This is a genomic window from Vibrio sp. RM-41-2B (assembly GCF_024744415.1).
Lineage (GTDB): Bacteria > Pseudomonadota > Gammaproteobacteria > Enterobacterales > Vibrionaceae > Vibrio > Vibrio diabolicus.
In genome coordinates this window covers 61,875-74,965 of sequence record NZ_JAMQWD010000006.1, presented here as the reverse complement: position 1 = coordinate 74,965, position 13,091 = coordinate 61,875, and the positions used below count along the sequence as shown (strand labels likewise).

12 protein-coding genes are annotated in these 13,091 nt (G+C 45.7%); 3 read left to right on the top strand and 9 right to left on the bottom strand.

The annotated features are described in order from the left end of the window. Positions 1 to 146 precede the first annotated feature (146 nt). Together NB463_RS05435 and hemB are read right to left on the bottom strand one after the other, a co-directional pair. Entirely contained in the window at positions 147 to 581 is a 435-nt protein-coding gene (locus tag NB463_RS05435) for a GNAT family N-acetyltransferase (protein ID WP_012841227.1), read from the bottom strand. Between the two features lie 127 nt (positions 582 to 708). Further along, a complete protein-coding gene (hemB, locus tag NB463_RS05430) occupies positions 709 to 1,770 on the bottom strand; it encodes a porphobilinogen synthase (RefSeq protein ID WP_031777176.1) in 1,062 nt (353 codons plus the stop codon). Positions 1,771 to 1,954: 184 nt separating this feature from the next. Here hemB and NB463_RS05425 point away from each other — a divergent pair, with 184 nt between their 5' ends. Then, a complete protein-coding gene (locus tag NB463_RS05425; protein ID WP_085343369.1) occupies positions 1,955 to 2,716 on the top strand; it encodes a TatD family hydrolase in 762 nt (253 codons plus the stop codon). Between the two features lie 462 nt (positions 2,717 to 3,178). On the opposite strand, the gene tatC is transcribed toward NB463_RS05425, so the two are convergent. The 7 genes from tatC to rmuC all read right to left on the bottom strand — a co-directional run bounded on the left by tatC (position 3,179) and on the right by rmuC (position 9,368). Continuing rightward, complete coding sequence (tatC, locus tag NB463_RS05420; protein WP_161444522.1) at positions 3,179 to 3,931, bottom strand: twin-arginine translocase subunit TatC; 753 nt, start codon at positions 3,929 to 3,931, stop codon at positions 3,179 to 3,181. A 68-nt stretch (positions 3,932 to 3,999) separates the two neighbouring features. Beyond that, a complete protein-coding gene (tatB, locus tag NB463_RS05415) occupies positions 4,000 to 4,398 on the bottom strand; it encodes a Sec-independent protein translocase protein TatB (protein ID WP_005382959.1) in 399 nt (132 codons plus the stop codon). A gap of 3 nt (positions 4,399 to 4,401) precedes the next feature. Beyond that, positions 4,402 to 4,647, bottom strand: coding sequence for a Sec-independent protein translocase subunit TatA (gene tatA / locus NB463_RS05410; RefSeq protein WP_005382958.1), 246 nt, complete (start codon positions 4,645 to 4,647; stop codon positions 4,402 to 4,404). A gap of 52 nt (positions 4,648 to 4,699) precedes the next feature. After that, positions 4,700 to 6,334, bottom strand: coding sequence for a ubiquinone biosynthesis regulatory protein kinase UbiB (ubiB, locus tag NB463_RS05405; RefSeq protein ID WP_104974618.1), 1,635 nt, complete (start codon positions 6,332 to 6,334; stop codon positions 4,700 to 4,702). After that, positions 6,331 to 6,966, bottom strand: a complete 636-nt coding sequence (locus NB463_RS05400) for a ubiquinone biosynthesis accessory factor UbiJ (protein WP_258430459.1) — start codon at positions 6,964 to 6,966, stop codon at positions 6,331 to 6,333. The genes ubiB and NB463_RS05400 overlap by 4 nt, the downstream gene beginning before the upstream one ends. An 11-nt stretch (positions 6,967 to 6,977) precedes the next feature. After that, positions 6,978 to 7,757, bottom strand: coding sequence for a bifunctional demethylmenaquinone methyltransferase/2-methoxy-6-polyprenyl-1,4-benzoquinol methylase UbiE (gene ubiE, locus NB463_RS05395; RefSeq protein WP_005379210.1), 780 nt, complete (start codon positions 7,755 to 7,757; stop codon positions 6,978 to 6,980). 78 nt (positions 7,758 to 7,835) lie between these two features. Beyond that, the gene (gene rmuC / locus NB463_RS05390; RefSeq protein ID WP_258430460.1) at positions 7,836 to 9,368 is read right to left on the bottom strand and encodes a DNA recombination protein RmuC; all 1,533 of its coding nucleotides are present in this window, start codon (positions 9,366 to 9,368) and stop codon (positions 7,836 to 7,838) included. A 168-nt stretch (positions 9,369 to 9,536) separates the two neighbouring features. Between rmuC and NB463_RS05385 the strand changes: the two genes are divergently transcribed. Together NB463_RS05385 and NB463_RS05380 are read left to right on the top strand one after the other, a co-directional pair. Continuing rightward, positions 9,537 to 10,445 carry a DMT family transporter gene (locus NB463_RS05385; protein ID WP_006741770.1) on the top strand — a complete coding sequence of 303 codons (909 nt, stop codon included), beginning with the start codon at positions 9,537 to 9,539 and terminating at the stop codon, positions 10,443 to 10,445. 191 nt (positions 10,446 to 10,636) lie between these two features. Next, entirely contained in the window at positions 10,637 to 13,084 is a 2,448-nt protein-coding gene (locus NB463_RS05380; RefSeq protein WP_258430461.1) for an EAL domain-containing protein, read from the top strand. The last annotated feature ends 7 nt before the right edge of the window (positions 13,085 to 13,091 follow it).

Below are 13,091 nucleotides of genomic sequence, written 5' to 3'. Positions count from 1 at the left end.
TCACTTCTCAACTTTCAGTTAATCAACTTCTGTTAATAAGTCATTCAACGTCCTTGTGAACTCTTCCTCATTCCCTAAGACAGGTTTAATAATAATGATTCTCATTTCGTAGTCAACAGTTAAATGAGAAAAAATCTCATTTATTTTCACATCGCTTTAATGAAATGAACTCGAGATTCACGAAGATTGATTTTTTCTTCAAATTTTTCAATGATATAGCCATTTCTCAATAACAATCGAAGCATAGCAGGAAACTGATTTCGAGATTTCACTTTTAACGTGTTATAGCCTTGCTCAGCCGCCCAATCTTCTTGTGCTTCCAAAAGTAATTGTGCCACGCCTTCATTTCGAGCCTCAGGAACTACACCACCTAACCAGCTATAGAAAACACCATCCTCTAATTCGTAACCTATTTTGAAGCCGACAATCGTGCCATTTTTTTCTGCAACGAGGATTAAACTGTTTTTCTCTTCTAAACGTTGAGTCATGGAGTCTACCGTTTCTCCTTTCGAAAATTCGGTAACACGTGCCACAACTTGAAGTGCTTCTTCCAATGTGCCTTCACGAATCAGCATTGTCATTGTTCTCTTCTCCAAAATAAAAATACCCAAGCACCTTGGATTGTTACTGTTGTAATCCGCCTGAGGTTACTTGGGTATATACAGACGAACAACTCTTGTTGGTCTGGTGTTTCTCACTGAGCGATAATTACTCTTCAGTCGCTTCCGGAGTACGATTTAGGTGTTGAGCAGTTTGTGCATTCTCTTCTGCCAACCACTCAGCCACATCTTTCGCAAAGTACGTTAAGATGCCGTCAGCACCTGCACGTTTGAAGCACAGTAGTGATTCCATCACAATTTCGCGCTCTTTGAGCCAGCCATTCATGATCGCCGCTTTATGCATCGCGTACTCGCCAGATACTTGATAAGCAAATGTCGGTACTTGAAGTTCAGTTTTTACTCGGCGAACTACATCTAAGTATGGCATACCAGGTTTAACCATCACCATGTCCGCACCTTCATTGATGTCTAGCGCCACTTCGTGAATCGCTTCATCAATGTTTGCTGGGTCCATTTGGTAGTTTTTCTTGTTGCCGCCTTTTAGATTTGAAGAGGAGCCAACCGCATCACGGAATGGTCCGTAGTAGTTCGATGCGTATTTAGCCGAGTAAGCCATGATTTGAGTATGGATGTAGCCCGCGTTTTCTAATGCTTCGCGGATCTTACCAATTCGGCCATCCATCATGTCTGAAGGCGCGACGACGTCAGCACCCGCTTCAGCGTGAGACAAAGCCTGCTTAACCAATACTTCTGTGGTTTCATCATTCATTACGTAACCATCTTCATCGATGATGCCGTCTTGGCCGTGCGTCGTGAATGGGTCAAGTGCCACGTCTGTGATCACACCGATTTGAGGAATATGTTCTTTAAGCGCACGTACTGCTCGCTGAACCAAACCTTCTGGGTTGTAGGCTTCAGTAGCACATAAGCTTTTAGCGTCTTGGTTTACGACAGGGAAAAGCGCGATTGCTGGAACGCCTAGATTTGCAAGGTATTGCGCTTCTTCTAGCATTAAATCAATCGACAAACGCTCTACACCCGGCATGGACTCCACGCTCTCACGACGATCTTTACCCATTAGGATGAACATTGGGTAAATCAGATCATTAACAGAAAGTTGGTTCTCAGCCATCAAACGACGACTAAAATCGTGCTTACGTAAACGACGCATACGGCGTGCAGGGAATGGACCTTGAATTGATACAGACACCATTTTCTCCTTGTCTGGACGGTTATGATGATCAAATCATCTGGTGAACAAAATCATATCACTCTTGATGCATGTTGCGAGTGACAATCTGGAAAAAGGTAATGAAAAAAACTGAAAATGACCCAGCACTCACACTCAAGTATACTTCGAATACGAAACCAACCATGAAGCACAGAGAGTAACGATGATCGATACCCACGCGCACATCTATGCCAGCGAATTTGATAACGACCGCGATGAAGTAGTACAACGCGCCTTAGCGCAAGGCATTAATAAGATCCTGTTGCCAAACATCGATCTGGACTCTATTGAGCCCATGCTACAAACCGAAGCGGCGTATCCAGACGTGTGCCACTCAATGATGGGACTCCATCCTTGCTATGTGGATAACAACGTTGAGCAAACGTTGGAAGTCATCCGCGGCTGGTTTGAGAAACACAAGTTTATTGCGGTGGGCGAAATTGGTATCGACCTGTATTGGGACAAAACCTATCGCGCCGAGCAAGAGATGGCGTTCGTAGCTCAACTTAACTGGGCAAAAGAGATGGATTTACCAGTCGTTATCCACACTCGTGATTCGATTGAAGAAACACTCACTTTGCTAAGACAAGAGCAAGATGGTCGTCTGCGTGGTGTATTCCACTGTTTTGGAGGCAGTTTAGAAGAAGCGCAAGCAATCAATGAGCTAGGCTTCCACTTAGGCTTGGGTGGCGTATCGACCTTTAAGAATGGCGGGATGGATAAAGTCATTCCACATTTGGATATGCAGTGGGTCATTTTAGAAACCGATTGTCCATACTTAGCGCCTGTGCCGCACCGTGGTAAGCGTAATGAACCAGCCTACACTTCTCTCGTTGCACAACGTGTTGCCGACTTGCGTGATGTCGATGTCGCAACTATCGATGCAATAACGACTGAAAATGCCAAAAAGCTGTTTAATATTTAATTCACGAAAATTGAAAAAAGCGACGAAATCAACGTCGCTTTTTTATTACCTAAACTATTGAATGAATGATTCAACCTATTGAAATAATAGAACAACCCACACAAAGCTATTGATAAACATAATAATTAACTAGCAACTCTACTTACCTCTCATATCGCCACTTTACTTCGTCTGTTTTGCAAAACTGTCGACAATTAGACATATTCTTTTTCTATACTGCTTTATGCCCATTAATTAGCACAAATGTAAAACAGCATGAATATGGAAGTTGAAGTGTGTACACATGGTGCTTACTTACAACGCGTACCGCGCAGTTTTTTTCAAAAGCTGCTGGGCATCAAGGAAGTATACGTATGCACAAAGTGTGGTTACGTCATGAAAGTTAAGTAATTAGCCCAAGAAACAAACCAACCGCAAAAAAAAAGCGGCTCAATTGAGCCGCTTTTCACATCTAGATTAGCCTTATTCTTCGGTTTCCGCTTCTGCCTCTTCGCTTCGACGAGTATAAAAGCGCGCGAAGAACAAACCGACTTCAAACAGTAAACACATCGGAATAGCGAGTAAGGTTTGCGAGATCATGTCTGGTGGCGTTAACACCATACCTACGACAAACGCCGCCACAATGATATAAGGCCGTTTCTGTCTTAGATCTTCTGGAGTGGTGGCACCAGTCCAACACAACAAAATGATCGCAACAGGCACCTCAAACGCGATGCCAAACGCCATAAATAGTGCTAGGACAAAATCGAGATAGCTAGAAATGTCGGTCGCAAACTCTACACCACCCAATGAGATAGCAGTAAAGAAGCCAAACACTAGTGGAAACACCACAAAATACGCAAATGCCACACCGCAATAAAACAGCAGTGAGCTGGAAAACAGCAACGGCATAATCAAACGACGCTCATGTTTGTATAAGCCAGGAGCAACAAAGGCCCAAACTTGATACAAAATAAACGGCACCGCAATAAATACCGAAGCGATTAACGTCAACTTCAGTGGCGTGAAAAAGGGTGAAGCCACATCCGTAGCAATCATGGTTGCGCCTTCAGGTAGACGCTCCACTAAAGGTGCGGAAACAAACTCGTAAATGTGGTTAGAGAAATAAATTAGTCCAACAAACACGACCAACACTGCAAGGATTGAACGCAGTAGTCGGTTGCGAAGCTCCAACAAATGACTAATTAAAGGTTGTGTCTGCTCGACGGTAGACATGGCAAACCTCTTATTAAAAACCAGATCAAAAAGGAGCTACCAATCACTAGTAGCTCCTCCTAATGAGACTATTCGGCTTTCTTATCTGCCGCTGTAACCTTGCTCTCTTCCGCTTTCTCTACCTTTTCTGCTGCTGGCTCTGTTTTTACAGGCTCAGCCTCTGAATCGGTGTTCTTTGCGTAAGGACGATTTACAGATTGCGCTGCCTTCTTCAATTCTTCGACTGAAGATTTCAACTCAGGGGACAAATCATCCATCCCCATTTGCTCTGCTTTGCGCAAGTTTTCTTGCAGCTCTTGGACTTTCAGCTCGTGTGACAATTCGTCTTTGACGCTATTTGCCATACTCTTAGCGGCACCGATAAAGCGAGACACGCTGCGAATAGCATGAGGCAAACGCTCCGGCCCAAGAACGACCAGACCAACAACAGATATTAATACCAGTTCCCAAAAACCGATATCAAACACGTTTTACGCCTGCTCTTTGTCTTTTTTCGTTTCAGGAGCAGCTTCTTTTTTCTGCTGCTCTTCTAGACTTTTTGGTTCGAAGTCTGCGTCTTTGTCATTTTTCGCAGGTTCATCTTCGCTCATCGCTTTTTTGAAGCCCTTAACGGCACCACCCAGATCGCCACCGATACCGCGTAGTTTCTTAGTTCCGAATAGCAATACAACAATTACAGCAATGATTAGAAGTTGCCAAACACTGATACCACCCATTCTCTTTACCTCGGGTCTTTAAATAAACAAAAATATTTCAAGAGTTTAACGTCTATTGACGATAAGCTCGCCAACTAAGCAGCCAAAATGTGACACCGGCGATACCGCTGGCCAACGAAAGCTGCTCAAAAGCATTGTTCACCAATATTGCCGAGCATACGACTAAAGTGGCGCCAACGCCAAATAAAAACTTTCCTGTCGCCTGCTGGCGCTTGCTCTGACGATACCCTTGGTAAAGCTGATCCATGCGTTGGTTCATCGCTTTACCTTGTTTCAGGCTATCGTAAAGCAGCTCTGGTAGTTCCGGTAGCTTCTCCGCCCAAAATGGCGCGCGATCTTTAATCGCATTCACCAAAGCTTGCGGCCCAACTTGATTCATCATCCATTCTTCAAGGAATGGTTTTGCGGTCTCCCACAAATCAAGCTGAGGGTACAACTGCCTACCAAGACCTTCCACGTACAGCAGCGTTTTTTGCAGCAATACAAGCTGTGGCTGAACCTCCATATTGAATCGACGTGCCGTGTTGAACAAATTCAACAGCACATGACCAAAGGAGATTTCGCACAGTGGCTTAGCAAAAATAGGCTCACACACAATACGAATCGCGAACTCAAACTCATCGACATTGGTATCGGCAGGCACCCATCCTGAGTCCACATGTAACTCCGCAACTCGGCGGTAGTCTCTATTGAAAAACGCCAGGAAGTTTTCCGCCAGATAACGCTTGTCTTCACTATTAAGTGTACCAACGATTCCGCAATCTAGCCCGATCCACATTGGGTTCTCTGGGTGTTCTGGTTTGACGAACACGTTCCCCGGATGCATATCGGCATGGAAGAAGCTGTCTCGGAACACCTGAGTGAAGAACACACTCACGCCGCGCTCCGCGAGCAATTTCATATTGGTGCCATTTGCTTTCAAGCCTTCAATATCAGAGACTTGAATGCCATATATTCGCTCAGAAACCATGACAGTTTCATTACTGAAGTCAGGAAAAACTTCAGGAACATACAATTCTTCGCTGCCTTCAAAGTTGCGGCGCAACTGAATGGCATTCGCCGCTTCACGTCGTAAGTCGAGTTCATCAAGCAATGTTTTCTCGTACTCACGTACAACTTCAACCGGTTTCAAACGACGTGCTTCAGGCATCGCTCCGGCGACTATACGCGCCATTCGGTGCATCAGTTTTAGATCTGAATCAATGACCGGGCGAATATCTGGGCGGATAACCTTTAATACCACTTCTTGGTTAGAGTCTTTTAAACGCGCAGTATGCACCTGAGCAATCGATGCTGACGCCAGTGGTTTGATATCAAACTCGGTAAACCAGTTTTCTAACGGGCCACCTAATGCTTGCTCCATCTGCTTTTTTGCTAGCTCACCATCAAATGGCGCCACTTGGTCTTGAAGCAAAGCCAGGGGATCAGCAATGTGCGGAGGAAATAAGTCACGGCGCGTTGACATCATCTGACCGAACTTAATCCAAACTGGCCCCAGCTCTTGCAACGCTAAACGCAGGCGCTCACCAAGTGGTTTTTCTGGATGCTTGTTCTTAATCCAGAACAAGCTTTTGCGCAGTAATAACGGAGCTTTGGTCAGTTGGTGATCGGGAAGCAGCTCATCTAAGCCGTATTCCAATTGTACTTTGGCGATGTGGTATAAGCGCTTTAGTTCTGCTGGCGTCATGGTTTCTCCAATGCCGGCTTATCTGCATCCAGCTTATTCAGCAAAGCAGTCAAGCGAGCTTCAAGGCGAGAAGCCTGGCTGCGAACCTCATCAACCTGGTCGCAAAAATACGCCACTTCTAGAGGAGCAGGTGCCAACTTCCACTCTTCAGTCACTACTTGCGCAAGATGACGCTGGTGTTTCTCTGCTTGAGATGCGAGGAAGTTGCCTATGTTTTTTGAACCTTGTACAAAGGTATGTGCGGCGACATCGCCAGTTACGCGAGACAACCACTCTTCAACATCTGGCTTGCAATCCACCATCAACTGAGAGAATTTCTGCGCCAATTGAATATCGCCTTCAAGCTCAAGTTTATCTTGTTTAATAAGGCGAGTGATGTTGGCCTGGTCACGCAGCTCTGGCAACACGCTCAAGTTGAGCGATAAGTAGCAGTTAGGCTGCCCTTCGTAATGACCGAGCACATCAATTTGCTGACTAAAAACGAACGTCAGTGTTTTATTGATCTCTTTCAGGTGAACTTGAATAACTTGACCTTTTAGACGTGCTAAACGACGGCCCAATTCAGGGTCGTCTTTGATCAGAGTATTCAGTGACGTTTCAATCACAGCGGTGATAAGTGGTTCAAATGGCATGCCGTTAACCCTTAGAATTTATAACCGCGATGCAAAGCCACAATACCACCAGTTAAGTTGTAGTATTTGGTGTTTTCAAAACCTGCGTCTTGCATCATGCCTTCCAGCGTTTCTTGGTCTGGATGCATACGGATTGACTCCGCTAGGTAGCGGTAACTCTCTGAGTCATTCGCAACTAGCTCACCGATTCTCGGCAACAAGTGGAATGAATATGCGTCGTATACTTTCGATAACGGCTCTAGCACTGGTTTTGAAAATTCCAACACCAATAGACGGCCGCCTGGCTTCAGTACGCGGAACATTGAACGAAGCGCTTTGTCTTTGTCAGTCACATTACGCAAACAAAAACTGATGGTGATAACATCAAAATAATCATCAGGGAACGGCAGTTCTTCTGCGTTGGCTTGAACGTAATGCACGTTACCCACAATACCGTTGTCACGCAGTTTATCGCGACCAACGTTAAGCATTGAGTTATTGATATCGGCAAGGATGACATGGCCTTCATCGCCAACAATGCGCGAGAATTTCGCCGTTAAATCACCCGTACCACCACCTAGGTCAAGAATACGTTGGCCAGGGCGAGCGCCACTACAATCGATAGTGAAGCGCTTCCAAAGGCGGTGAATACCACCAGACATCAGGTCATTCATGATGTCGTATTTTGTTGCCACGGAGTGGAATACTTCGGCAACCTTAGTCACTTTTTCGTCTTTTGCCACTGTAGAGAAACCAAAGTGGGTGGTTTCATTCTCTAACGCTGTATTGGATTGCAAACTTGTGTCCGTCATTCTAATTCCTCTTAGGCAGCGCTTTCTCTCTGCGGGGCGTTTGCTGACAAATAAAATCGCCCACTGCACTGCGGGCGATTAGTTTACTTTATCCTCAGCCGGATGTCTTTCTACTAACGGGTCATTTTCTGAAAATGAATCACTCTGCGCTAACTGTGCGAGGTCAGAAGAAATTGGTCGTTTGATTTCAACCCCAAGGTGCTTAAAGCTTTCGGCTTGACGAATCACATTCCCGCGCCCTGTGGCAAGCTTGTTCATTGCGCCTTGATAGCTTTGATTCGCCTTATCCAGCGCACCGCCGAGCCCTTCCATGTCGTCTACAAACAATCGTAATTTGTCGTAGAGTTTTGTCGCGCGCTGCGCAATCATTTTGGCGTTTTCGTTCTGGCGTTCATTACGCCATAGATTATCAATGGTGCGCAGTGCCACCAGCAACGTTGTTGGGCTCACCAAAATGATGTTTTGCTCCATCGCGTCTTTGATCAAACTTGGATCGGCTTGAATCGCAACTTGGAACGCAGGCTCAACCGGAATAAACATCAGCACATAGTCCAAACTCTGAATACCTTTGAGTTTGTGGTAGTCCTTCATGCTTAAACCCTTAATGTGAGCACGCAGTGCGGCTAAGTGCGCACTCAAAGCCTGGTCTCGCTCGGCATCAGTTTCGGCGTTGAAATAGCGCTCATAGGCGACCAGCGCCATTTTGGAATCCACAACCACTTGTTTGTTTTGTGGGAGATGAACAATCACATCAGGTTGGTAGCGCTTGCCTGCTTCATTTTGCAAATTCACCTGAGTCTGATATTCGTGCCCTTCACGCAGTCCCGACTCGGCAAGTACCCTAGCGAGCACCACTTCGCCCCAATTACCTTGCTGCTTGTTGTCCCCTTTCAACGCTTGGGTCAAATTAACCGCTTCGCGCGTCATTTGCTCGTTCAAACGTTGCAGGTTTTTCAGCTCATGCACTAGGGTATGGCGCTCTTTAGCTTCTTGGCTAAAGCTGTCATTAACGTGCTTTTTGAACCCTTCTAACTGTTCTCTAAGCGGTGACAACAAGCCTTCTAAGCTCTGACGGTTTTGCAAATCGACCTTCGCGGTTTTTTCTTCAAACAGTTGATTTGCCAAGTGCTCAAATTGTTGTTTCAAGCGTGCTTCTGCTTGTTCTAAAATTTGCAGTTTTTCGGCATTAGCTTGGCTAATTTGCTCATGGCGAGCTTGCTGTTCACGCAGCTGCGTTTCTAGACGTGATTTGTGTTCACGCATTTGACCAAGCTCATCAAAATATTGCTGGCGCTCTTGCTTTACGGCCTCGAAGTAACGCAGTTTTTCCATAGCTGCCATCAGCTTTCCGTGCGTTTGACGCACTTCAAACGCGGCTTTATCGCGCTCATCATCTAATTCATCCAACTCTTGCTGGGCATCGGCAAGGCTTTGTTTAACCTGTTCAAGCTGCTGTTGGTGAAGCTGCTTTTCTGAAACAAGTTGTTGTTCGAGAAGCTGAGTTTGGGTGATAAAACGCTGTTTCACCCACCAACCGACGGCGACACCACTAAGCGTGGCAGCGCAAAGAGAAGAGAGAATGAGAGATTGGTACTCAAGAATCCATTGCATAATAGCGAGTTAGCCTGTGTTTTGTATCTATAACAATGGTATTTAGACACTGGATAAATGTCCAGTTTGTTGGATGAAAAATCCTCGCATACACTAGGCTTTCCTATAATATTCTTTCTTCCGCTCAAATGAACCAAACCGAGCGGCACATCATCACGCAGAGGCATCATGAACGAGCGTCGCGCCCTAGGATTTGGGCTCTCAGCAGTATTACTTTGGTCTACCGTTGCAACCGCATTTAAACTCACGTTGGCAGAATTTACGCCAATCCAAATGCTGTGCATTGCCAGTATCGTCTCTGCGATTGCGCTGACGATAATCTGTGGTGTGCAAGGCAAGTTGGGCCAGTTAAGTGCCACCTTCCTCTCAAACCCTTGGTATTACCTACTGCTTGGGTTGATTAACCCCTTGGCGTATTACGTCATTCTCTTTAAAGCGTATGACTTGTTGCCTGCATCCCAAGCCCAAGCGATCAACTACAGCTGGGCCATTACCTTGACGCTAATGGCTGCTGTTTTCTTAGGGCAGAAGATCCGTGCTAAAGATTGGCTCGCTTGCGGTTTTAGCTATGTAGGCGTGATTGTGATTGCCACACAGGGCAATGTTCTCGGCATGCAATTCGAGAGCCCGTTGGGCGTGGGGCTAGCGCTGCTATCGACACTGTTGTGGGCTGGTTACTGGATTTTAAACACCAAAAATAAGGCCGACCCTGTGGTTGGTGTCTTACTTGGTTTTTTGGTCGCTATTCCATTTGCCATTGGTTTAAGTATTTATGAAGGTGCGAGCTGGCAGGCAATCTCAATTAAAGGCTGGGCAGCGGTGACGTATGTCGGGCTATTTGAAATGGGGATCACTTTCGTCCTATGGCTGAGCGCCCTCAAATCGACGCAAAACACAGCCCGCATCAGTAATCTGATCTTTGCTTCGCCATTCATCTCACTGATGCTATTGGCAACCATCATTGGTGAAGAAATTCATCCATCAACCTTGATTGGTTTAATACTGATCATCAGTGGATTAGTGGTCCAACAAGTATCGTGGGGTAAAAAAACCAAAGCCATGAGCACTTCTCAATAATGAACAAAAAACCTCAATAAACGATGCAATGAGTTGGATAAAAAAGAGATATAGCTAACAGTTTAATGATAGAAAGCGCCTTACGCTGCTGGGAATTACCTAAGCGTTGGATACGATACCAACACGGCCCAATAGCTTAAGCTAGATTCTAATACCACTATCTTTGGGCGCTTCAGGACACGTTATTAATTATGTTTCGCTTCGCTATTCCTTCGCCTTTGATGGCAGACTGGCAACAGGCTCTGCAACAATGCTGTGATGCTACTCAAGCTCAGGGACAACTTTATACTCTGAGCGATACCCAGCAGTGGCTATCAACTGAGGTGTCCACCTCGGCTCAAAATCATCGCGCTATCGTCGAAGTGGTAGTGCAAGTTGCCGAACAATTTACACCGACAGACTTGACGATAAGCCACACATCCTTTGGACAGCAAACCTTGAGCATAGGTCCAATTTGGCTACCAAATGGTGATCTGTTTGCCGTATTGGCGCTGACTCACCCTGACGATCAAATCACGGTAGTGTCTGCTTGGCTGAGTGCATTAGTGGGGCGAATGAGCTTTGATGTCAGCTCACACTACCAGCAAGAACGAACACGCCATCAAACTGCAGCGGCCACACCATTACCGACGCTGCAAGAGTTTATCGACTGCCTTGAAGACCATATTTGGATAAAAGGCATGGATGGTCTTTATTCGATGACCAACCGAAGCGTAGAAAATGCGTGGCAAAAGACCAACAGTGAGATCATCGGCAAAGACGATTTCGCACTGTTTAGCCACGAACGAGCAGAGAAGTTCATTGAGGCCGATAACTTAGTCGTGGCGACAGGCACGCTGAACATCGTCGAAGAATGCCGCCAAATTGATGAAAACAATAACCCAACTTGGCTAGAAACCATTAAGTCTCCTGTTCGTGATAATGACGGAAACTTAATTGGTATTCTGGGCATGACGCGCAACATCACACGCCGGAAAATGGTCGAAACGCAACTCTCATTGGCGTCCAAAATTTTTAATAACTCACAAGAAGGCATGGTCATTACTGATCGCAATGCCAACATCATTGATGTAAACACAGCCTTTACTCAAATCACCGGCTATCGCTCTGAAGAGGTGATTGGAAAGAACCCCAGAATTCTGCGCTCTGGTCATCATGACCAAGGCTTCTATAAACAGTTGTGGCATCAGCTCGAAACCAAAGGTCAATGGAAAGGCGAGTTCATCAACCGAAAGAAAGATGGCAGCATTTACCCGCAGTTAGCGACCATTAGTGCCGTAATGGACGATAAAAATCATCTCATTAACTACATCTGTGTATTTGAAGATATTTCCGTGCGTAAAGCGCACGAAGAAAAACTGCAGCGCATGGCCTTTTATGATCCGTTAACGAATCTACCTAATCGCACCCATTTACTTAGCTTGCTTGAGCAACACATTGAAACCGGGCACAAGAACCAACAGACGTTTGCCACCCTATTTCTGGATATCGACCATTTCAAGCACATTAACGATAGCATGGGTCACTTTTGTGGTGATCAGTTGCTGTCTAAGTTGGCTATCCGTCTGCAAGATATTCTTCACTTAAATGCGCATGTGGCTCGTATTGGCGGCGATGAGTTCGTGATCATTTTGCCGGACGTCCACAGTGATGTGGCTTTGCTGGAAACCGTCGGCGATATTCTCAGCGTTTTCCAACAACCGTTCGACTTGGCAAATCACGATTCACTGCGCGTCTCGACCAGTATTGGCATAGCCTTATACCCAAGAGACGGCCAAGACAGCGAAACCTTACTCAAAAACGCTGATACGGCAATGTACTTAGCGAAGAAAAATGGGCGCAACGGCTACGCGTTTTACTCGCCAGATTTAACCGATAAATCGGTATCCCATGTGCGCATTCAATCTGCTTTACATCAAGCGATAGAAAAGCAGCAACTTCGATTAGAGTTCCAGCCACAATATAACTTGGAGCAACATGCGATTGTTGGCGTTGAAACCTTATTACGCTGGCAGCACCCCGAATTTGGCCTTGTACCACCAGCCGACTTTATTCCAATTGCAGAAAAAACGGGGCTTATCCAAAGCATTGGCGAGTGGGTCTTGCTAAACGCTTGTCAGCAAGGAAATGCTTGGCTGAAGCAAGGCATTGAGTTTGGCAGAATTGCGGTTAATGTGTCTGCATTACAGCTTCAGCAATCGAATTTCATTCAGAGATTGAGCGATATCCTCAATCAAACCGGTTTTCCTGCTCAACGGCTGGATTTGGAGATCACCGAGAGCTTTTTACTGATCGACCCTCAACAAGCCATTGCGTCGTTAAATCAACTAAGAGGGTTAGGCATCGAGATTTCTCTGGATGATTTCGGCACAGGCTATTCGTCTTTGTCTTATTTGAAAGGTTTACCCATCAATAAGCTGAAAATTGATCGTTCGTTTGTCAGTGATGTACCCAGTAATAGTGATAGCAATGCGATTGTGAATGCGATTATCGCCATGGGCAAAACACTGTCATTGAAAGTCGTAGCGGAAGGAATAGAAACTCAGGAGCAAGCCGATTACTTGTTCGAAAAAGGCTGTGTTTACGGTCAAGGGTATCTTTTTAGCCGACCAGTAAGTGCGGAAGAACTTTTTCGTTGAGCCAGCT